The organism is Pedobacter sp. WC2501, from assembly GCF_052682415.1.
The window spans coordinates 1516578-1537805 of record NZ_JBQZFI010000001.1; the positions used below are offsets into that span (position 1 = coordinate 1516578).

Annotated in this window: 20 protein-coding genes; 7 read left to right on the forward strand and 13 right to left on the reverse strand. The window is 37.9% G+C overall.

Annotated elements, in window-relative coordinates; genetic code table 11:
- Nucleotides 1–155: 155 nt before the first annotated feature.
- Nucleotides 156–794 carry an RNA polymerase sigma factor gene (locus tag ACUN24_RS06535; RefSeq protein WP_445561771.1) on the forward strand — a complete coding sequence of 213 codons (639 nt, stop codon included), beginning with the start codon at nucleotides 156–158 and terminating at the stop codon, nucleotides 792–794.
- Nucleotides 791–1981: a hypothetical protein gene (locus ACUN24_RS06540; protein ID WP_445561772.1), complete on the forward strand. Its 1191-nt coding sequence runs from the start codon at nucleotides 791–793 to the stop codon at nucleotides 1979–1981. Before ACUN24_RS06535 ends, ACUN24_RS06540 begins: the two co-directional genes overlap by 4 nt.
- Here ACUN24_RS06540 and ACUN24_RS06545 read toward each other — a convergent pair.
- From ACUN24_RS06545 to ACUN24_RS06575, 7 genes are all read right to left on the reverse strand, one after another.
- Entirely contained in the window at nucleotides 1978–2868 is an 891-nt protein-coding gene (locus ACUN24_RS06545) for a pirin family protein (RefSeq protein ID WP_445561773.1), read from the reverse strand. The genes ACUN24_RS06540 and ACUN24_RS06545 overlap by 4 nt on opposite strands.
- Before the next feature lie 453 nt (nucleotides 2869–3321).
- Nucleotides 3322–3888: a VOC family protein gene (locus ACUN24_RS06550; RefSeq protein ID WP_445561774.1), complete on the reverse strand. Its 567-nt coding sequence runs from the start codon at nucleotides 3886–3888 to the stop codon at nucleotides 3322–3324.
- Nucleotides 3889–4540: 652 nt separating this feature from the next.
- The gene (locus tag ACUN24_RS06555) at nucleotides 4541–5641 is read right to left on the reverse strand and encodes an NADH:flavin oxidoreductase (RefSeq protein WP_445561775.1); all 1101 of its coding nucleotides are present in this window, start codon (nucleotides 5639–5641) and stop codon (nucleotides 4541–4543) included.
- A gap of 13 nt (nucleotides 5642–5654) precedes the next feature.
- On the reverse strand, nucleotides 5655–5957 hold the full coding sequence (locus ACUN24_RS06560; protein WP_445561776.1) for an ArsR/SmtB family transcription factor: 303 nt from the start codon (nucleotides 5955–5957) through the stop codon (nucleotides 5655–5657).
- Between the two features lie 737 nt (nucleotides 5958–6694).
- Complete coding sequence (locus ACUN24_RS06565; RefSeq protein WP_445561777.1) at nucleotides 6695–7246, reverse strand: hypothetical protein; 552 nt, start codon at nucleotides 7244–7246, stop codon at nucleotides 6695–6697.
- A gap of 77 nt (nucleotides 7247–7323) precedes the next feature.
- Complete coding sequence (locus tag ACUN24_RS06570) at nucleotides 7324–7722, reverse strand: winged helix-turn-helix transcriptional regulator (protein WP_445561778.1); 399 nt, start codon at nucleotides 7720–7722, stop codon at nucleotides 7324–7326.
- A gap of 104 nt (nucleotides 7723–7826) precedes the next feature.
- Nucleotides 7827–8012 carry a hypothetical protein gene (locus ACUN24_RS06575; RefSeq protein WP_315417818.1) on the reverse strand — a complete coding sequence of 62 codons (186 nt, stop codon included), beginning with the start codon at nucleotides 8010–8012 and terminating at the stop codon, nucleotides 7827–7829.
- A 150-nt stretch (nucleotides 8013–8162) separates the two neighbouring features.
- Here ACUN24_RS06575 and ACUN24_RS06580 point away from each other — a divergent pair, with 150 nt between their 5' ends.
- Together ACUN24_RS06580 and ACUN24_RS06585 are read left to right on the forward strand one after the other, a co-directional pair.
- Nucleotides 8163–9041 (forward strand): oxidoreductase, encoded by an 879-nt coding sequence (locus ACUN24_RS06580; protein WP_445561779.1) that lies wholly within the window; start codon nucleotides 8163–8165, stop codon nucleotides 9039–9041.
- Nucleotides 9042–9747: 706 nt separating this feature from the next.
- Nucleotides 9748–10551 carry a helix-turn-helix domain-containing protein gene (locus ACUN24_RS06585; RefSeq protein ID WP_445561780.1) on the forward strand — a complete coding sequence of 268 codons (804 nt, stop codon included), beginning with the start codon at nucleotides 9748–9750 and terminating at the stop codon, nucleotides 10549–10551.
- A 65-nt stretch (nucleotides 10552–10616) separates the two neighbouring features.
- Here ACUN24_RS06585 and ACUN24_RS06590 read toward each other — a convergent pair whose 3' ends face one another.
- From ACUN24_RS06590 to ACUN24_RS06605, 4 genes are all read right to left on the reverse strand, one after another.
- A complete protein-coding gene (locus tag ACUN24_RS06590; RefSeq protein WP_010600649.1) occupies nucleotides 10617–10841 on the reverse strand; it encodes a CDGSH iron-sulfur domain-containing protein in 225 nt (74 codons plus the stop codon).
- Between the two features lie 84 nt (nucleotides 10842–10925).
- Entirely contained in the window at nucleotides 10926–11612 is a 687-nt protein-coding gene (locus tag ACUN24_RS06595) for a GNAT family N-acetyltransferase (protein WP_445561781.1), read from the reverse strand.
- 50 nt (nucleotides 11613–11662) lie between these two features.
- Nucleotides 11663–11917: a MafI family immunity protein gene (locus ACUN24_RS06600; protein WP_445561782.1), complete on the reverse strand. Its 255-nt coding sequence runs from the start codon at nucleotides 11915–11917 to the stop codon at nucleotides 11663–11665.
- Nucleotides 11918–11936: 19 nt separating this feature from the next.
- Complete coding sequence (locus ACUN24_RS06605) at nucleotides 11937–12671, reverse strand: alpha/beta fold hydrolase (RefSeq protein ID WP_445561783.1); 735 nt, start codon at nucleotides 12669–12671, stop codon at nucleotides 11937–11939.
- A gap of 329 nt (nucleotides 12672–13000) precedes the next feature.
- Here ACUN24_RS06605 and ACUN24_RS06610 point away from each other — a divergent pair, with 329 nt between their 5' ends.
- Nucleotides 13001–16729 carry a tetratricopeptide repeat protein gene (locus ACUN24_RS06610; RefSeq protein ID WP_445561784.1) on the forward strand — a complete coding sequence of 1243 codons (3729 nt, stop codon included), beginning with the start codon at nucleotides 13001–13003 and terminating at the stop codon, nucleotides 16727–16729.
- A gap of 215 nt (nucleotides 16730–16944) precedes the next feature.
- On the opposite strand, the gene ACUN24_RS06615 is transcribed toward ACUN24_RS06610, so the two are convergent.
- Together ACUN24_RS06615 and ACUN24_RS06620 are read right to left on the reverse strand one after the other, a co-directional pair.
- Nucleotides 16945–17679, reverse strand: a complete 735-nt coding sequence (locus ACUN24_RS06615; protein ID WP_445561785.1) for an SDR family oxidoreductase — start codon at nucleotides 17677–17679, stop codon at nucleotides 16945–16947.
- A gap of 67 nt (nucleotides 17680–17746) precedes the next feature.
- Nucleotides 17747–18637, reverse strand: a complete 891-nt coding sequence (locus ACUN24_RS06620) for an AraC family transcriptional regulator (protein WP_445561786.1) — start codon at nucleotides 18635–18637, stop codon at nucleotides 17747–17749.
- Nucleotides 18638–19158: 521 nt separating this feature from the next.
- On the opposite strand from ACUN24_RS06620, the gene ACUN24_RS06625 reads away from it, so the two are divergent.
- Together ACUN24_RS06625 and ACUN24_RS06630 are read left to right on the forward strand one after the other, a co-directional pair.
- Nucleotides 19159–19989 (forward strand): hypothetical protein, encoded by an 831-nt coding sequence (locus tag ACUN24_RS06625; RefSeq protein WP_445561787.1) that lies wholly within the window; start codon nucleotides 19159–19161, stop codon nucleotides 19987–19989.
- A 3-nt stretch (nucleotides 19990–19992) separates the two neighbouring features.
- Nucleotides 19993–21225, forward strand: coding sequence for a hypothetical protein (locus ACUN24_RS06630; protein WP_445561788.1), 1233 nt, complete (start codon nucleotides 19993–19995; stop codon nucleotides 21223–21225).
- Nucleotides 21226–21228 lie beyond the last annotated feature (3 nt).

Genomic DNA, 21228 nt, shown 5'->3' on the forward strand with positions numbered 1-21228 from the left:
AACTTTAATAAAAATTGATATGCTGCTATTACGCCCCCAAGTTGTAAATGGTTGCTTGCATAATGGAGATTTTTAGACCAAAATGAATAATATAAAATTTTTTAAAAAAAGTAATTTTTGAAGCAACCTTTCGTTGTTCCTCATCGTAATATATTTTGAAAGGAGAACTTGTGACCGCTAGCCGCGATAGTGAAGGAATTATACAAAAGTACATTCAGGGCTGCATTAGAAATGAAAGAGATAGTCAGAAAGCACTATACAAACATTTCTATAGCTTCGCTATGGGCATTTGTTTGCGTTATACAAACGATCGGTTAGATGCCGCAGGTATATTGAATGATGGATTTTTTAAAGCTTTTAAAAATATAACCAAGTATGAGCCTTCTAAGGCTTTTTTGCCCTGGCTTGGGCGTATAATAACCAATACTGCTATTGATTATTATCGTGCCAATTTAAAATTTGCTGATCATGTAGATATTGAGGATCATGAAAATATTGTGCAGGTAAGTTCTGTATACGATAAGCTTGCCTACAATGATTTATTAACCTTAGTTCAAAAGCTAAGTCCGGCATACCGTACCGTTTTTAACCTTTTTGCAATAGATGGTTACAGCCATGAGGAAATTGCCGAGATGCTTGGAATATCAGTAGGTACATCAAAATCTAACCTGTTTAAGGCAAGGCAAAAATTACAGGAAATGTTAAAAGCTACAGATGCGAAAACTTACCAGGTAAGGAATTCGGAAGTAGATAGAAACCTTTTACAGGTAAGGTTAAACACAAATATGCAATGAAAGAGGGAAAAGATATAGATAAATTATTTAAGGAGGGATTGGAAAACCCCGATCTGCCTTTTAATGATTTAGATTGGGATAATCTGGAGGAGAGATTGCATCCGTCGCCAAAAAGAAGGGTTGTGCCGCTAATTTGGTTAACTGCTGTGGCTGGGATAGCCGCGATGTTGCTGCTGGTGTTTTTATTGGTTAAACCGAAAGCTGATCAGACCGGGAACAAGCCACTGGTTAAAACAAAAAGAGAAACAAACAAAAAAAGTGATAAGCCTTTAAATGATAAAGACAATTTAATTAATAAGCCAGCAGATGAAACCACTGCTAACGAAAATGAGGGGATAAGTTTATTGGCTGGGAATAACAATAAAAACAAAGGCGAGAATGCCCAAAAAGGAGCCGAAATAGGATTTACGCATGAAATTTCCACAAAATCTATAGAAATTAGAACCAGTAATGCGATCAACTATTTAGCAAATGTTATTTATAATCCTGAAATAAGTGCTGAAACAAAACCAGTAGAATTTGAAAAACAAAATCTTACAATTGAACCTTTCAAAGGAAAAATGCCAGGAATTAAAGATCCAATTTTTAAGAAAAAATCACGGTTTGTGTTGAGCATTCTGGCTGCACCAGATTTAACCAGCGTGCAGAAATCAGGGCAAAGTAGCTTAAGTGGTGGTTTCGGCATAGAAGCGACTGTAATCCTGACGAAAAAATTAAGTGTTACTACCGGGGCTTCTTATGCAAAGAAAATTTACGATTCGGATTTTAGTTTATATAATCCCAATACAAACTATGTATTCAACATAAAACCAACAAATATTCATGCCAATTGCGATGTTATTGATATCCCGATTAATTTAAACTATAAAGTTTTTAATGGACGTAGAAATTCTATTTTTGTAAGTACAGGCCTATCCAGTTATTTAATGTTAAAAGAGAAATACAGCTATTCTTATAATGGAACTTATCAAGGTCCTGAAAATTTCGAAGTAAGAAATCAGAACCAGCATTATTTAGGTATAGCCAATGTAGGTGTGGAGTTTCAGCATAAAATAAATAATAATTTAAGTATAAGCGCTAAACCATTTATGAAAATCCCTTTAACGGATATTGGCTATGGAAACTCTAAATTATCATCAACTGGTGTTGCCGTTTCGGTAAATATGAACCTGTTTAAACGGAATTAATGTTTAATATTTTTAATAGGATCTGGTAAAGGCACAAAACCTGTTTCACCAGGAACGGGTTTGAAACTTTGTTCTATCCATTTAATTTTGGCTTTTTCAATTAATTCCTTATCCGAGGCAACAAAGTTCCAGTAGATAAAACGTTCTTCAGGAAAAGGTTCGCCGCCGAAAATGTAAACTGTGGTATTTGCATGCATGGTAAATTCGCAGAGTTTGGCATCGTTGGCAATTAAAATCTGGCGGGGTTCGAAAATATGGGCATCACTCTCTATTGCGCCTTCTAAGATATACAGGGCACTCTCGCCGAAAAGATAATCGCCAATATTCACTTTCTGGCGATCAGTGCTTTTTAACTCTAAAAAATACAGTGGGCTATATACCGGAACCGGAGATTTATGGCCAAAAGCTTCTCCCGCAATCAGTTTAAAGCTAACGCCATCTTGGGTCCAGCTTGGAATGTCGGCCCCTTCAACGTGGCAAAACTCAGGTTCCATTTGTTCTAAATCTTTAGGTAGAGCCACCCAGATTTGTAAGCCATGGAGCATTTTGTCGGTATGGCGGAGATATTCAGGGGTTCTTTCCGAATGTACAATGCCACTGCCTGAGGTCATCCAGTTTACCTGTCCGGGTTTAATCACAATATCTGAACCCAAGCTATCTTTATGTGTAATCTCGCCCTCAAACAGGAAGGTTAAGGTAGATAAGCCGATATGTGGATGAGGTGGAACGTCGAGATTTTCATGATCGCTCATTGCTGCCGGCCCCATGTGGTCGATAAAAGAAAAAGGACCAACCATGCGTTTCTCTCTGAAAGGCAACAACCTGCCAACCATAAAATTGCCAATATTTGCGGGTCTTTCTTCAATAATGAGTTTAATGTTCGACATGGGATGATCAATTTTAAAGAGGTGAATTTAAGGAAAAAGGATGGGATTTAAATTGAAATTCTATTCGTCACTTCATTTCAAGCGAAGTGTAACGGAGTCGAGAAATCTGTCTCGATGACGCTCAAATCGAACTTTTAAGAGCTTGTTTAAAATTAAATAAATTTATTTCGTATGTCAGTCTGAGCGTAGTCGAAGACCATTTCAATGCGTTAATAAAGCAATCGACTACGCTACTATTTACGGGGTCTATCAATACGGTCGTCATTCTCGCGCAGGCGGGAATCTTAAAGCGCTTGCATTACGATTCCCAATCAAGTTGGGAATGACGATTCTCGCAGCCTATAATCCGCTTAAAAATCTGTCATTCATATTGATTTTAATGATAAATTATCCCCTCAGTGCGACAGCAAAAGGCTATTTATGCTTGTTATAAAAATTTAAACAGGCTCTTAGTTAAAACTTTAATTCAATTATATTTTCGTTGTTTTCCAACGTAATTTCAGTTGGATTACTTTCAGATGGAGTTTGGGTTGGATACCAATTTCGATTTGGACGTACCAAAATCAATAAAGCTTCATTATCACCAATCGCAGAAAAAACTTCGCTATTAGCATTTTTAGAAAAGAAGTGCAATTGGTGTTCTGCAATTAATTTATTTCCTAGTTCCAAAGGATTTTCAGTAACGATTCCGATTTCACTTATATTTAAAATTGATGCGCCAGTAAATTTACCAACCTGTTCATTATTGAGGTCATGTCGGGCAATGAATTCTAATAAGTTCCCGTTATTGTCGTAGAAATAAACGGCATGTGCATTCCAGTTTTCAAAATGGGTAATAACATTTTTATCTTCAATAGGAATTAAATCAACTTTGTTTTTGCACCATTTAATGGCCTCTTCAAGCTGATTTTCTGGAATGTTAAACGCAAAATGATAAATGGAATTGAACTGAGAATCTTCGACAAATTTTAAAACCGAATCCCCAGCCCTAATCATCACAGAATTTTGATCATTTTTCAAAATAAAAAGATCTAATACACTTTGATAAAATGTCCTGGTTTTCTTAATGTCATTGGTTTTAATTTGAATCTGACTTATTTTCATGGTGTATTATTTATAAAGGAAATATAAAAGCTTCTTCTTGTTAAAACGAATTTATAATGTGGTGTCGTATGGTAACATCTGACACCACTGGAAAAGAAGAGGGCCTGTTTTGTTTTGGAAAGCAATTGCAGAAGCTTTTGGGTGGTTGTAGTCCCGCTTTCGCTTCTGCCAATTTGAAGGAATTGGCATCCCGCTTTAATCGGGTTTAGGTGGACACGGCATTGCTGCTGTAAGAGGTCAAATAAACCCGACCGACAGCGTTATTCCGACATTTTCAGTCGGGATTAAGCAAAGGGCGGGTCTGGAGTAACCGAAGCATTGCATGCACTGCTTTCCTAATCATAGAGAAAAAAATCTATTCATTTATCATACAACTCACGAAATTTCTCCTTCGATGCAGAAAAAGCCTGCTCGTAATGACGGACTAGGCGAAAGTGTAACTAATTCCGTGATTTCTGTGCTCTCCGTGGCAAAAACTCTAATGTCAGATGGTAACATCTGACATCACAAACAAAAAAAGCATCCCTTTCGAGATGCTTTTCTAAGTTTAAAAAGAAAAAATATGGTTTTATATCAATTCCATTAAAGCCTCTTTACTAAAGCCTTTCAATTCTTCCATGCGGTTATGTTTAATTTTTTCTACCCAGTTCGGATCTGCTAAAAGCGGACGGCCAACGGCTACTAAATCAAAATCGCCACGGTCCATTCTGCGTACCAGTTCGTCTAACGAGCTAGGTTGTGAACTTTGACCTGCGAACGCACCAAAGAAATCCCCATCCAAACCAACTGAGCCTACTGAGATTGTGGCTTTTCCGGTTACTTTTTTGGCCCATCCTGCAAAATTTAAATCAGAACCTTCAAATTCCGGTTCCCAGAAACGGCGTTGCGAACAATGGAAAATATCAATTCCGGCTTCAGCAAGTGGGGTTAACCACTGTTCCATTTCCTGCTCATTTTTAGCCAGTTTAAAATCGTAGGCAGCAGGTTTAAATTGCGATAAACGGATAATTAAGGCGAAATCTTCACCAACCCTTTTCCGTACCTCTTTAATTACTTCAACGGCAAAACGGGTACGCTCGGCTAAGGTTTTGCCACCATAAATATCGGTGCGGTTATTTGTACCATCCCAAAAAAACTGATCGATCAGATATTGGTGTGCACCATGTATTTCAACGGTATCAAAACCTAAAGCTTTGGCATCAGCAGCTGCCTGGCCAAAAGCTGCAATCGTATCTGCAATAGCTGCATCCGTCATTGGTACGCCGTTTTCGAAACCTGGTTTATTTAAGCTTGATGGGCCTTCGAAAGGTGCGCTTGGTAACCAACCTGATGCGTGGTTATCCATAATCCCCTGGTGCCAGATCTGCGGCCCCATTTGTCCGTCTGCCTGGTGAACTTCGTTAATTACATGTTGCCAACCTGCTAAAGCTTCGGTACCGTAAAAATGAGGAATGTTAGGATCGGCAGAGGAAGATGGACGGTTAATCACGGTTCCTTCTGACAGAATTAAACCCACTTCGCCGGCTGCTCTTTTTGCATAATAGCTGGCAACATCGGCCGTTGGTACGCCACCCGGAGAAAATGACCTCGTCATTGGGGCCATTACTATTCTGTTTTTAATATTTAATGTTTTAAGGCTAAATGGCCTGAATAAACTATCTGTGTTCATATATATTGCTAAATTATAATGCGGTGTTGATGATTTCGCTTAATTTTTCTAAACCTTCTTTATTGCGTTTGTAATAAGTCCACTGACCTACGCGCGTGGAACTGATTAAATCGGCACGCTGTAAAATAGACAGGTATTCGGAAATGGTACTTTGAGATAAGCCACTTTTAAGCTGGATCTGCCCAACGCAAACCCCTACATTTTCAAAATCGGCATTTGGCTGTTCCGGAAAATTAAGTTCGGGCTCTTTTAGCCAGCCTAAAATCTGTAAACGCGTTTTGTTCGAAAGGGCTTTGAATATTTCTACCTGATCCATGGCACAAAGGTATATCGACTTTTCCCGATATGTCAATTAAAAGAATAAAGTTTACAATTGGATGTAAAACATAGTTATTGCTGAGAAAGAACGATGAAATAATCTTTCCTATTGCAAATTTGCATTAGAGATTGATTCTGCCGATTAAATATCAGTCTAGGGATAAGCTCTGGTGGAGATTTCGAGGTTGTTATGTATGCAGAGCTAATGCTAAAGATTCTTCGCTTTGCTACCATTGACGTTATTTTACAAATTATTATTAATCAACACTTTAATTACTATAGTATTTCCACCCAGCTAGGCCATAGCACGATATCTCCGTTCTATTTAAATCCGGCCTAACAAATTTTTCGGGCTGCACTGTCCAAGCCTGGCTACTAGCTTCGAAAGAAAAATTTTCAGCCGGCAGTTTTTGTTTTTTCATATGTGTTTATATTTTTAATGGCATTCAAGCTAGCTTCGCTGGTCTTTTTGATGCCAAAAAGAAAGAGCCCTTCGGCGGCGGCGAGCCGAGGCAAGACCGAGCCCTGGGACAAGAGAAGACAATTATACGTCACTCATATTGATTTTAAACAATTAATTAACCCTCAGAATGACAAAGATGTATGCAAGGGCAAAAAACGGCTAAAAAAGAACGGGGATAAATCATACCGACCTATCCCCGTCATCTAAATTAACGCTCTCATATATATAAACAACCAAAAAGGTGATTTATTATATTTGATGTAAAATATTTTTTATTTTTTTGCTGCCGGCTTTTTTGCCGCTGCTTTTACTTTCTTTTCAACTACTGGAGTCTCTTCAACTGCTTCCGCTTTTTTCTTTGCAGGCGCCTTAGCTTTTTTAACTTCTACAGTCGGTTCTTCAACTGCTTCAGCTTTCTTTTTAGCAGGTGCTTTTGCTTTTTTAACCTCGGCAGGCACTTCTTCAGTTACAGCTTCTTTCTTCTTAGCTGGAGCCTTCGCTTTTTTAACTTCGGTAACTGGTATTTCAACAACAGGTTCTTCTTTAACCTCTACTGCTTTCGGAGCATGATCTTGTTGTAGATAGTTTGCCAGGATCTGTCGCAAATAGACCTCTGGTTTTGGCATATTAATGATGGTTCCTGGTTCTTTATCCTGAGATTGTTTAATATAAGCTGATTTTATTTTGCCCCAATCTTTAGAGTAAAGTCTGATAAACATCTCTACAAATTGTTCGTCTGTATATTTTTTAGGCAACCTACCCAGCACTGCCTGAATTTTTTCTTCTTTTTTATGTAATACCGCCATCGATTTTATTTTGTACAAAGATAACCGAATTTTATCATTATCAGTTTTTTGCTTTTTTTGATAGAATGGATGGCCCGTAAGGTTAAATTTAACTCCTAAAGAGAAGCTGTTATCTCTGCTACGGCCGATTCGGTTTTTCTATTCTTAACTAACCGTTCGCGATGTTTTAATCCCCAATCCCTTAATTCATTAATTACTTTATCTAATGATTCGCTGTATGGGGTAAGTTCGTAAGTTACGGTAACCGGAGTGGTAGCATATACTTTGCGGATCACAAATTCATTTAATTCCAGATCTTTAAGTTCTTTCGATAATATTTTGGGTGTAATTTCTCCAAGCGATTTTTGGATCTCATTAAAACGTTGCGGTCCTTCTTGCAAAGAAATAATCAGGGGAAGTTTCCACTTGCCATTTAACACATAGAGTGCGTCTTTTACGGCATTTAAACTTGCTGTACAGGTTTCTTTATTGTGGTGTTCTTTTCTCGGTCCCATAATACAAAGGTATAAGCTTTCATAAAGGATATCACTATCCTTTTGGATACTACTATCTTTTAGATAGTAAAACTACATGAGTTTAGCCACAATAAAACAAACGGCTATTTTTTCCATCCTTTCTGCATTTTTTTATAAGCCTTTTTACTGATGGTTGATTTCTTCTTCGATCTTGATTTTTTTTTCTTCTTTCGGGCATTGATGTTGTTGACCAGCGAATTTTTAACGCCTAATTTATTCTTTTTTCCACTTTTCTTTTTCTTATTTCCTTTTTTCTTTTCTTTCGCCATAACCCATTGTATCTACCTGATTAAAATAACAGCGTTTGTACTTAAAAGTTCTGATAAACCCAGTTGAGCTTTTTAACAAAGTAAGTTGAGCCTTTAAGCAAAGCTTTTCCTTAATTATCGACCTACCTTTGATTCATAAAATATAGAAAAATGAAAAAAGTTTGGTTTATAACCGGTAGCTCACGTGGATTAGGGCGTGACCTAACCGCACAGGTACTGGCAAAAGGCGATTTGGTTGCCGCAACAGCAAGAAATACTGATGCTTTAAAAGGCTTGATAGAAAAATATACCGATCAGATTCTGCCAATTACATTAGATGTTACCGATTACGATCAGGTTCATATGGCAGTTGAATCGGCTATTGCACACTTTGGTAAAATAGATGTTTTAGTCAACAATGCCGGCTTTGGTATTGTAGGCGCTGCCGAAGCTTTTACCGAAGATCAGGTTCGCAGCCAGCTCGAAACAAATTTATATGCACCTATAGAGATTACCAGGGCAGTATTGCCATTTATGCGCAAACAACCTTCTGGCAGAATTCTTCAGATTAGCTCAATAGGCGGACGTGTAGGGAATGCAGGGGTGAGTATTTATCAGGCAGCAAAATTTGGCCTTAGTGGTTTTAGTGAAGCGCTGGCGAAAGAAGTGATTGATTTGGGTATTTATGTAACCAGTGTAGAACCTGGTGGTTTCCGTACTGATTGGGCAGGCGCTTCTATGTCTTATGCACCACACATCGCAGGGTATGAAAATACGGTAGGGAAAAGAGCTGATTTTTTTCAGAGCGGTAATTTTGTACCGATGGGTGATCCGGAAAAGGCGGCCAGAGCAATGCTGGAGCTTGTAGAAAATCCTGAACCACCGGTACACCTGGTATTTGGGAGTGAAGCCATTGGAATGCTTAAACATGCTGATGCCGCCAGAGCTGCAGAAATGGAAAAATGGATGCAGGTAAGTTTATCAACAGATCATGATGAGGCCGAGAATTTTTTAGCTACTGATCTGGGTAAATCTTTTATAAAGAAGTAACTGGTTGTATCGTCATTTCAAATGGTGTGCAACGCAGTATGGAAATCTATTAAAGGTTTATTAACACTTGTAAGTGGTTTATTGTCAATGATGTACGTGTAGGGTTGATTGGAGATCTTAATGCCATTACCAGGGCTTATTTGCATTAAGATCCTCGTCTGCACCTATCGTTTGGGACACATCTTTGATGTATGGGTTTTTATGCATTATGCTGACCTGCTTTAATAATACACATGTTTTAACCGAAGAACGCCGTCAATCCCAAGGGCCAGAGAAATCAAAAAAACAGTTGTAGGAAAGAACTAATAGTACTGCCAAACCTAAACGCAGTGGTTTTGTGTTCATAAACGCTAATTTAAGTTTAAAGAAATATTGAACACAAAACGAAGTGCCGCTGTTTTTTTGATGTGTGTAGGATTGTGCAAAAGGCCCATTGCTGGATTGACAGAGCGCTTTGGGTACTTTGGCGCTCCAAAGTACCATGCCCCGCGGCATAGAGCGAAAAGACAATGTTATAAATTTAATTAATATTTTTTTTCGAAATAAATGCTTTTTAGCTGAAAGATGCTGAAATAAATTCAGCATGACGACCTGCCTTAATGAATGTGTACTAAAAACAAATATAGAATTAACAAAAGATGTGTCCACACGATTGGTCTGCACAGGGATGACGATGTCTCACTATAAAATCTTAAATTTGATCAACATGCCAAATCAAACCAAACGTCCTGATATCCTGTATTCCTGCTATTCGCATAAAAGTAGCGAGGGCGAACAGTTTATTCCCAATCATTCGGTAGGATTAGTTATTGCAGGTACTTCTGAGATTTTTATCGGTGGAGAAAAATTTGTTTTCTCTGATGGTGATTTTAGATTTTTCAGGCGTAACCAACTGGCAAGGTATACTAAATATCCACCTGCAGGTGGGGAGTTTAAATCTATCAGCATCAATATTAATCAGGATATTTTGCACAGCATTAGCAACGAATATGATTTGCACATGCAAAAGCCTAATCACGATGTTAAGGGGGTAGCACTCGAGGCTAATAGCTTGCTGAAGAATTATATTGATTCGATATGGCCGTATTTAGACGGAAATAACGGGTCTAACAAAGCTTTAGTTGATTTAAAGGTTAAGGAAGTGGTCATGATCTTATTGCAGACCAATCCGGCACTAAAAGATGTACTTTTCGATTTTTCTGAACCTGGAAAAATCGATCTGGAAGCTTATATGAATGCCAATTATAAGTTCAATGTAGATATTAACCGGTTTGCTTATTTAACGGGAAGAAGTTTAGCCACATTTAAAAGAGACTTTGAAAAGATTTTTAACCTTTCGCCGAACCGCTGGCTACAGAAAAAGCGTTTAAATGATGCCTATTATCTTATTACAGAAAAGGGCTGGAAATCATCAGATGTTTATCTCGAAGTTGGTTTTAAAGATTTATCGCATTTCTCTTTTGCATTTAAAAAGGCTTATGGCAGGTCACCATCACAGATTGGTAATTAATTTTCTTCGTTGTACCTGAAGCAAAAAGCACCAACCTTGGAAGATCGATGCTTTTAAATAATTTATTAAACTTTTTTAGGAGGAAGATCGAATGCAATGGCCTCATGCTCAAAATGGCCATTGTGTGCGCCATCGCAAAAAGGTTTGTTTTTGGATAAACCACAACGGCAGATCGAAAGAACTTCTCTGCCCTGTAGGCCATAAACGTTTCCGTTTCTATCTACAATTTCGAAATCGCCCTCAATTTTAACAGAGCCGTTATTGTTAATGGTAAGTTTTGTTTTAGACATGTTTTGTTATTTGTATGGCAAAACTAAGCCATAAAAACCGTAATTTTTTTACTGATTTCTATTTAGAAACATTCTCTCTTGAACCTATAAAGCCTCTTTTTTGATGACGTAGGCAATCATATCGGTCCTGATTTCGAAACCCAGTTTCTGATAAAGCTTGATAGCAGCCTCGTTATCATTCCTCACGTGTAAAAAAGGGATTTCGTTGCGGAGCAATATGCGTTTGATCTGCTCCTGCAGGATCTTAAAAGAATAACCTTTTCCCAAATGATCTGGATGGGTACAAACCGCGCTTACCTCGCGGTAAGGGCTGGGGAAAAAGCGGTGACCAGCCATAGATGCCAGTTTCCCATCTACGAATATGCCGGTATAATTGCTCAATTCTATGGTTTTGGAAAGGAAAGGTCCTGGTTTAGTCAATTCCACAAGATCAATCATCTCGGCAACATGTTCCTGATCGAGATCTGTTATTCCTGTTGTATCTGCTGTCGGTATTTCTTTACCGCGGAAAACAAACTGAAACATATCGATATGCGTCAATAATTTCCACTGTTCTGGAATTTCGACCGGTGCTTTTGAGAAAAATACGAAAAGGCTTTCTGCCGGGCTGATCTGATAAAGGGTATTTAAATCCTCCTGCGAATTATCTTTTAAACCAGCAAAGGCAGTAACATCCTCGGTATAATACTTTACTGTTTCTATACCTTTTGCAAGGTGGTTATGGCCAGAAGTTAAGGCATAATAAATGGGATTATCCAATACGTGTTCCATCTGGCAAAGATATTAAAGCTAAATCAGATGTGGGTAATTTTACGGCCACTTCACTCAATTATGATCAGATCATTAATATAAGAATAATCGTCTATAGGAATTTTGAGCACCATTGCTGCCTCGGAGATAGCGCTGTATGTTTTTAAATCAATGTTGATGTTGTTCTCATACATTTGGGTTGCAATTGTATCAAAACAAAGTCCGTATTCGTGGTGAAATAAGAACTCGGTTGCTGTATCCAAATCACTTTGGGGTAAACCTGATGTTTCAGCTATTTTAATTAATGCTTCTAATCTCTTTTTCATTTCGCCTCCTGATTAGTATTTACCCATTCAAAAAAGTTTCCACCAGATATGCTGTAATCTCAATCGTTTTGTCGCTTACCTCCGGATTAAGGTTTTCACCGATCATAGCGCCGTGTACGCCAGGCAAAATAACCAGTTGTGCATTTGCAATCAATCTAGACATTTTAACCACATGTTCGGGCTTGATCACATCCTTATCTGCGACCATTAAAAGTGCATCGGAGGTAATTCCTCTCAAATCATCATCGCTGAGGTCGACAAAATCGAGCATGCGTTGTTTGTCTTTCTCAAACATGGTTTGCAATGCTTTTTGATCTGGATTTATGGCTAGGAAAGCTGTTTTTAGTGGTTCAGGCATGTGATCGATAGTGGCATCTCCAAAGCCATTATAAAAGCCATCAATTAAACCTTCCCGTTGGTAATTGGCAGAAATCACGATGATTTTATTTACTACATCGGGATAATGGGCGGCAATATGCAAAGTTGTTGTTCCACCATTACTGAAACCTAAAAAATTGGCCTTTGCTATTTGGAGTTGATTTAATAAAGCAGTCACATCCTTTGCATCTTGCTCAAAAGATTCAGCCTGGTCCCGATCGCTGGTACGGCCATGTGCCTGGAGCTCAACTGCAATAACCTTCCCCAAATTTGCCAAAAGAGGGATAAGTCTTCCAGATGAAGATTGAATGGTGGAGCCGCCGCCATGGATCAGCACCAGGGGGACTTCTCCTTCTCCATAAATCTCATAATACATGTTAATGCCATTTACCTGCTCGTATCAGCTTTTTGGTGAGTTTCCATTGGTTTTGAATTTATATGTTGCTAAACAAAGCTAAGCAAGATGGCTGAAAATAAGGCACTCATAACAGACAAGTTTAGGGGTTTTTGAGCCATTTTAGAACCTGATCTCTTGTACGTACTTTCAAAAGCTACTTCCCAAGTTTTTTCATATTCTATTTTTTTTCCTTCCCCGGCCTTATGCAAATAACTATCGTTTCGCATACGGTAATGAACGGTGTTTTCCTGCTTATTTTTAATCTAAATTGCTTTGATTCAGATTTGTTTTTTTTCTATAATTACAAAATGAAATTTAAACTATTAATTCTCTCAATTCTTGTTTCTTCGTCTATTCACGCACAAACAAATTTGAACCCAGGTTGGGAATATTTTTTCAAAAACAACCGTACAGCAGCGCGCGATTTTTTCACCAAGGCGGCACTTAAACCTGCATTTTCAGACGAAGCAAATGTTGCGCTCTCTATGATGTCTGAAATGGACCGGCCGGCCAAAGAAGGTTTTAACTATCTAAATAAATTATCGAATACTTCTAAAAATCCACAACCATACCTAGTTGCGCTTTGGAGCGATCTGCCTAATAAAGCTTCGAAGATAAAAACGGCCGACCAGTTGGATTTTTATAAAAAACTGGCAGCGAGAAAAGACGTAGACGGAATCATAAATGCATTGGCCAATGCGTCATTAGGATCGCATTTCGAAGAGATAAAACAATACACCGAGGCTGATCAGTATTTCAGTAAGATAGGTGAAATCGAAGATTGGTTAATCACAGGCGAGTATGAAAATATTTCAACTAGTGGTTTCGATAAACAATACGCTGATATTTTAGCCCATCCAGAACTTGATTATGTTTTTACGGGTAAGAAAGACAGGAAGTTCAGTTGGAGAACGGTGCCGTATGTACGGCACGATAAATGGTTCGATTTTAGCTATTATAATACTTACGAAAATGCATTACAGTTTGCCCAAACATTTGTTAATGCACCGGCAAGTACAGTAGCGCAATTAAGAATCGGTGTATCGGGATCGGTAAAGGTTTGGGTAAACGATCAGCTTTTAATCAGCGAATCTGAAGAAAGAAACAATGATCTCGACGCATACATGTTGCCAATAAAATTAAATCAAGGTTACAATCGCATTTTAGTGCAGATAGGCGAAAGTTATGCGGGCAGATCGAATTTTATGCTGCGCTTAACAGATGCTAACGGAACACCGCTAAACAACCTTTCTACCACCAGTACGCCACAGGCATATTTGAAAGAAACAAGCCCTGTGCCAATTCAGCTAAAACCAGTTGGATTTAAATATTTTGAAGATGCCCTGAAAGCAAAACCACAAAGCTATTTAAATCAGTTAATGATGGCTAAACTTTATTTGCGTTTAGGAAATGTGTTCGATGCAAGGTTAATCCTGGAGAAGCTTAAAAAACGTTTTCCTGAAAGTACCTACCTCAACCTGATGATGATAAAACTGTTTGTTAAAGCTGATAACAGAACCGGAATTGAAACCCTCAGAGAAGAAATTAAAACACATGATCCGGACTGTTCCTTAGCCCTGGAGCTTGTATATACGGAGCATTTTCAACAGAATGATTATGTACGTGCAAAAGAAGTTCTTGCGAAACTTGAAAAAATTTATGGAGAGAACGAAACGGTGTTGATTAAAAAACTAAATATCCTGGGTCAGGAGAAAAAGCAACCTGAAATTATAGATCTGGTTGAGAAAGTTTATCCTCAATATTTGAATTCAGCAGATATTGTCAATTTAAAATACCTGATTGAAGTGCAGATTAGAAAGAACCCAAAGGCGATTGATATTTTGCAAAAATACATTGATGAAAATAACGATTATAAGGCTGCTAAATACGTAGCAAAACTACATCTGGACAAAGGAGAAACCGATGCAGGTATAGATATTTACAAAAAGGAATTGCAGAACGATCCGATCGGATTTTCGATCTACACTGACCTGGCAGATATTTATTACTCGTTACAGCAGTACGATGAGGCAGAAAAATTATATTTAAAAGTCCTTGAGATCGATCCAAACAATGCATTTGTATATGCCCAGTTAGGTACGCTGTACAACGCAAATAAACGGAAAGAGAAAAGTATAAAGGCATACGAAAAGAGTTTACAGATCGATCCGAATGATTACACGGTTATCCAGTTGTTAAGAACACTTCAGGACAAAAAAGCTGTATTCGATTATTTCGATAAACCAGATGTTAAAGCGATGGTTAGCAAAGCGCCATCTAAAACCGAATATCCCGATGGGCAGGTTGTGGTTTTGAATAATGAAGTGCAGAAAGTTGTTTATGAAAACGGTGGATCAGAAGAGAAACACTTTTATACTGCAAAAATACTTACCCAAAAAGGGCTTGAAAGCTTTAAAGAATATGCTATTTCTTATAACAGCGATCAGAATTATGCTGTAGAAATAGCTGAGGTAATAAAAGCCAATGGAACGAAAGTTCCTGCAGAAACCAATAATAACGAGTTGGTATTTACGAATCTCGAAATTGGCGATGTGATTAATATCCGCTATAAAATCGAAAATTTCCATGTTGGGACAATGTCTACCCATTTCTGGGATTCTTTCTATTTTAGCGATGGTTTGGATAACCTTAATATTAAATATTCATTGTTAATTCACCGTGATAAAGCTTTCAAATATGTTTTTTCGCAACAAGATATTACTCCTGTTAAAACGGCAAAAGATGAATTCGATTTGTATGTATGGGAAAAGAATAAACAGGAAGCCTTAAGATATGAGGATAAGATGCCTCCAATGGACGATGTAACCAACATGCTGTATTTATCATCTATTCCCGATTGGAAATTTATTGCAGATTGGTACGACAATATTGCATCGGCTAAAGCTCGGAGCAGTTATGAGATTAAAACAGTAGTGAATGATTTATTTGCGGGTAAAAGTAATTTAGATGATTTAACCAAAATCAAGATGATTTATAATTATATCATTACCAATATCGCATACAGCTCCGTAACCTTCAGGCAAAGTGGTATTATTCCCCAAAATCCATCAACAGTAATTAATACAAGAATTGGCGATTGTAAAGATGTATCTACGCTTTTTGTGAGCATGTGTAAAGAAGCTGGAATTACAGCAACGCTGGCTTTGGCAAATACCAGAGATCGCGGACAACATACGTTATTGTTACCGAGTATAGAATTTAATCATTGCATTGCCAAAGCTACGATAGGAGGGAAAGATTACTGGGTAGAGCTTACTTCCGGAACCTTGCCATTTAATACTTTCAGTAATACTTTCTTAGGATCTAATATCCTTGAAATTAACAAAACAAGCACAGCGCTAACCAAATTTAATCCTGGAATAAGAGGAAGAAATATGATGAAATACAAAACCGAAGTGAAGTTGGAAAATGCCGATATGGTGGTTAAGGAAACCAATTGGAATACCGGATCAATGTCAAGCTACATCAGGGGTGTTTTTTACGATTTGAGCAGTGCAGATCAAATCAAGAAAATGAAGGAAGATCTAACCGGTATATACCCGGAAAACGAGATTTATAGCCTTAGCTTTACCAACCTCAACACGTCAAAGGCTACTTCTGATACTGTGGGGACAGCCTGTTCATATAAGTTGCTCAATGTTAGCAAAAGTGTAGCGGGCATGTCGATATTCTCTATTCCATGGTCGAACAAATCGTATGCAACATCCTTACAGGTGGTTTCACCACGCAAATTTGGTATCGATTTAACGCAGTTATTTGGTGTTGACGAATCCAATCAGGAACTCTCATTGGAATTTCCAAGCGGAAAAGAATTGGTTCAGCCTTTTAAAACCGTTCAGTTGAGTAATGATTTTGTTGATTTTAAATTGGAAAGTGTGCTACAAGGTAATAAACTAATATTAAAAAGAAGTTTTGCCTTAAAGAAAGATTATGTGCCTCTTGATAAGATTGATCAGTTTAAGGCTTTTTATAAAGAAATGGCCGAAGCAGATGATCAGCAGCTGGCTATGAAATAGATGTAGAATAAAGGAGGCTGTCTCATAAATATAGAATTGTTATCCTGAGCTTGTCGAAGGGGCTGTTTTAAATATTTTCGATACTTCGTCAAGCTCTCAGTACAGGCTGAACTCAACTTGACAAATTCAATTGAATTACAATTTATGATACAGCCTCTTATGTTCTATAGAAAGTTACCAAAAAACTTAACTATATTTCAAGATCAAATTCACTCTTACCATGGACTAATTCCCGTTTCAGGCGCATTGTCATCACTAAAAAATTGACCTGTTGCCCCATCTGGACCTAATGTTGCTGCTTTTACCACCCTTGCTGCGGCATCAGGCACTGTTCCTGGGCCAGAGTGATGATTAAAATCTGTAGCAGTATAGCCAGGATCAACCGCATTCACTTTAAAAGGGGTATTCAGCAGGTTATTGGCCAATAGAATGGTATACGCATTAAGTGCTGCTTTCGAAGAAACATAACCGGCTGGCTTTATGCCATAATACTTCCAGTTCGGATCATTGTGTAAAGTAAGTGAACCTAAACCTGATGTAACGTTCACGATTCTTGGTGCAGCCGATTGCTTTAATAAATCCATAAAAGTTTGGGTGACCGTAATTACACCGAAAAAATTAGTTTCAAATACCTGCCTAAAGACATTAATATCTGTTTCCAAAGCTGGGTGCATAGTACCACTAATACCTGCATTATTGATCAATACATCAAGAACTTTAATTTTCTTTGTGAGTAGCGTTCCGGCAGCCTGTATCGATGCGATGTTATCTACATCAATTTCTATAGGCGCTACGTTGTTTAAGCCTTCTAATTTTAATTGGCTTACGGCCTCTTCTCCTTTTTTAATATCCCGGGAGCCTATATATACATAATACCCTTGTTGTAATAATTGTCTGGCTGTTTCAAAACCAATACTTTTATTTGCTCCTGTAATCAATGCTGTTTTCATAATTTTAAATGTTTATGGTACAAATGTAGTTGTGTTGACTAGCCCGGGTGAAACACATCCAACGGTATTAATGGTACATTTTGCGGATACTGGCACGGTACGCTGAGGGTGTTAGCCCCGTTTCGCGTTTAAAGAAGCGGTTAAAATAGGAAGTGTCAGAAAAGCCAAGATCAAAGGCAATTTCTTTCAACGCATGATTGGTATGAAAAAGCAAACGCTGTGCCTCCAATATTAAGCGTTCGTGAATATGCTTAATGGCAGGTTTACCACTTTGTATTTTCACTAATTCGCTTAAATGTCCGGCAGAAATATTCAATAAAGAAGCATAATCGCTCACTTCGCGCAGTTCGCGATAACATTCATTTATTTTGGCCTGAAAACTTTTCAATAAAAGTTTATCTGCGGAATGATCACCTCCTTTAAACTGTTCAATATACAGCCGGCTTAAATAGGTAAGCAGCACAGTAAGATATGCGGTAAGCATGCGTTGCTGCCACTCACTTTGGCTTTGGTATTCTACATTAATTTTTGCGAGTATATCCTCAACAAAATCAAGGTCAGCTGTGGTTAGGGTCAGTTCATGCCCATTATGTGGGTTTTGTATCAGCGGAAGTTTACTTAATGAAGCATTTTCCTGAAGCGACAGAAACTCTTTGGTAAAGGCGATACCGGTGCTCCATAACTGCTTAAAACCTTCTTTTACAATGATATGGCTTGGGCCAGAAAAGTAAACGGTGTTATCTTTAAGGATATAAGGCGTCATATCGATCCACTGTCGACTATTTGCTTTTCTGATCAAAACAATCAGGTAATGGTTTTTCCGGTGTGGAATAAGCAGTTCCGATTGGTTTGGTAAAGTTCCTTCAAATTGATATAGCCTGAAGTTCTTATTGCCCGCAATTTCATCAGGTTCTAGTGTGTAAATGGGTAATTGTTGATTGTGGTTGAGTGTCTGCATGGCTGAATGCAAATTGAAAGAAAAATCTCATAGGGCACCTAAAAATATACGTTGATTTTTTGTAAAAAATTTAGGCATCAATCTTTTAAGAAAAAAGCAGTATTAAAAAAGTATAGTGATTTCAAGCATAATTGTATTTTATGTATTACTTTATTGTAATTTATAAATGTATATATGTGTAATTTTAAAAGATATTAGATATGTCTATTTTTTATTAAAAATAAAGTTCGTATCTATGTATAAACCAAATATATCTCAATCGCCTCAAACCTTAGAACCGCTCATCGAAATGTAACACGCCCTTTCATCAGTATTCCGATTATTATCTTTAAATTTTAATTTTTTTGTCTGTATATATTTGTTTGTCAGTTATTTGAATTGTGTTTTACTTTTCAATATTAATGATCACATCTAATAGTAACAAGCTAATTTATCGCTTAGTCTTTTAATGTTTAAAACAAAATAAGAATATTTTTATCTGTATAAATTTACATTTTTAATAAACCTTAAACCAAACAATTGTGAAAAATTTATTGTCAGTTATTATTCCTGTGCTCGAAGGGATGGAAGAATCTCCATTGAAGCACCAACTCCTGGCCTATTTCCCTCAACAGGCTGAACATTTTACAACAATCGAAGAAAGTTTTGTGAAACTTACAGCAATTTTGCATGATAGGGAGCACCTTAAACCTTTTTTTCATAGCTGGAGCCAAACTAACAATAGTGCAGTTACTGTTGCCGGATTGAGTAACCGCATGACCATGCTGATCCATAAAAACATACCTGTGCCAGATGAAGCGCAGCTTTTCAGGTCGGTAGCAAGCCTGAACAGGATTGTTGATGAAGACCTGGCTGTTGTTGGTAAAGTATTACATTCCGATCTATTCTATACCATGGCCACAAATACCTGCGGCGATGATGGATGGTTGTTGAGGCAATACCTCGATCCAAGTGCCCGTGCTTTTAAATATTGGAAAGACCAGAATTCGCTGCGCAATAAAGATTTATTGATTGGCCTTTTAACCACACTGGTACACGAAATTTATACCCATGGCGAAGTGGAATTTATATTGCCAAAGTTTACGCGTTGGCTGGAGGATGATTTCGGCTTTGACAAAGATACCCTGAAGCATACTTTGGCCTGGATAACCGTACACTGTGGGCCAACGGAGAAAAACCATTTCTTTTATGCCGTAAATGCCGTTAATTATTATGTTAAGGCGATGGATGTTAATTTGGCTGATTACGACTTACGCGATATCGTTGCTGATTATTTGAGTAAAAAAGCTGCAGTAATGGAAACCATTAGCGCTAGTTTAGAACCCGTGATGTCTGATGAAGAAATGGCATAAATTATGACAGGCGAGCTTATAGAAGAACAGACAATCTGTAGCAGGGAAACACTGAATAAATTACTGATGAAACACCTCGGCGAAATACCCTGTAATGGTGCCGATTCATTTTCTCCAGTGCCAGTTGCCGTAAACCGTAACGAAATTGTGCGGATGGAAGAACTGTGTCAGGTTTTGAACAAAGCATTAACCAGTGTTGTAAGGGCCTATTTTTCCGATGAAAGGATACGTGCAATCTATAGTTTTGATGAGCGCCTGGACAATATTTTGAGCATCGCAAACGCACAGCCTTACGAAGTAGGCATGTACCGCCCCGATTTTTTGCAGGCAGAAGATGGCAGTATTAAAATCTGTGAAATAGGAGCAAGGTACCCAATTAATGGGTGGATGTTGAGTTATTACCTTAACGTGATTTCTGAAGATAGTAGTTTGCCTTTATTGGAGGCTGTTCCTCATCAGCGCGACTTTATTAACACCATTTTTGACCGATTTAACAACAATGAACCTATCGTGCTGGTGCACGAGAAAGAAAAGGGTACAGAGGTATTTTACCTGTTAAATGAATTCAGTAAACAGGGCTTGAATTATATTTCTGCAAGCCCTGCTCAGCTAAGCTGCCAAAATGGTGAATTAATGTTGCAAGGCAAAGCTGTTAACCAGTTTATATTGGAAATGGATAGGGAAGAACTGCGCAATTTTGATCCTGAAGTATTGAAATTGATCATCAGCAAGGGAAATTATTTTAACGATGTGCGTACGCTGATCTTAGTGCACGATAAGCGTATACTTGCTGTTCTGTATAATGAAGAGATTATGAGGGATTATCTTTCTGAAGAAGAATACCTCTTTTTACGCTCTTTTTTAATACCTACTTATGCCTTGCATACCGCGGAAAAGCGAATGGAGGTAAGCAATTCTTCATTAAACTGGGTATTAAAGCGCAACAGTGGTGGCCGTGGTATCGATATGTATGTGAAAAGTGATTGTGAAGCCGCAGTTTGGTCTGATATTATTGCCAGACAATGGCCTGAATACATGATCCAGCAATATGTGCCCCAACGCTGGTTTAAATACGGTACTGGTTCTGAGAAAAGCCTGATCAATTTAGTCGGGATGCTGCTGTGTTACAATAACAGGTTTTTTGGCCCTGGTTTATTCCGCGGTTCGGCAGAAAGTGTGGTTAATGTTCACCAGGGCAGGGGAGTTATTTTTCCCGCAATGATGTCGACATCATAAAAC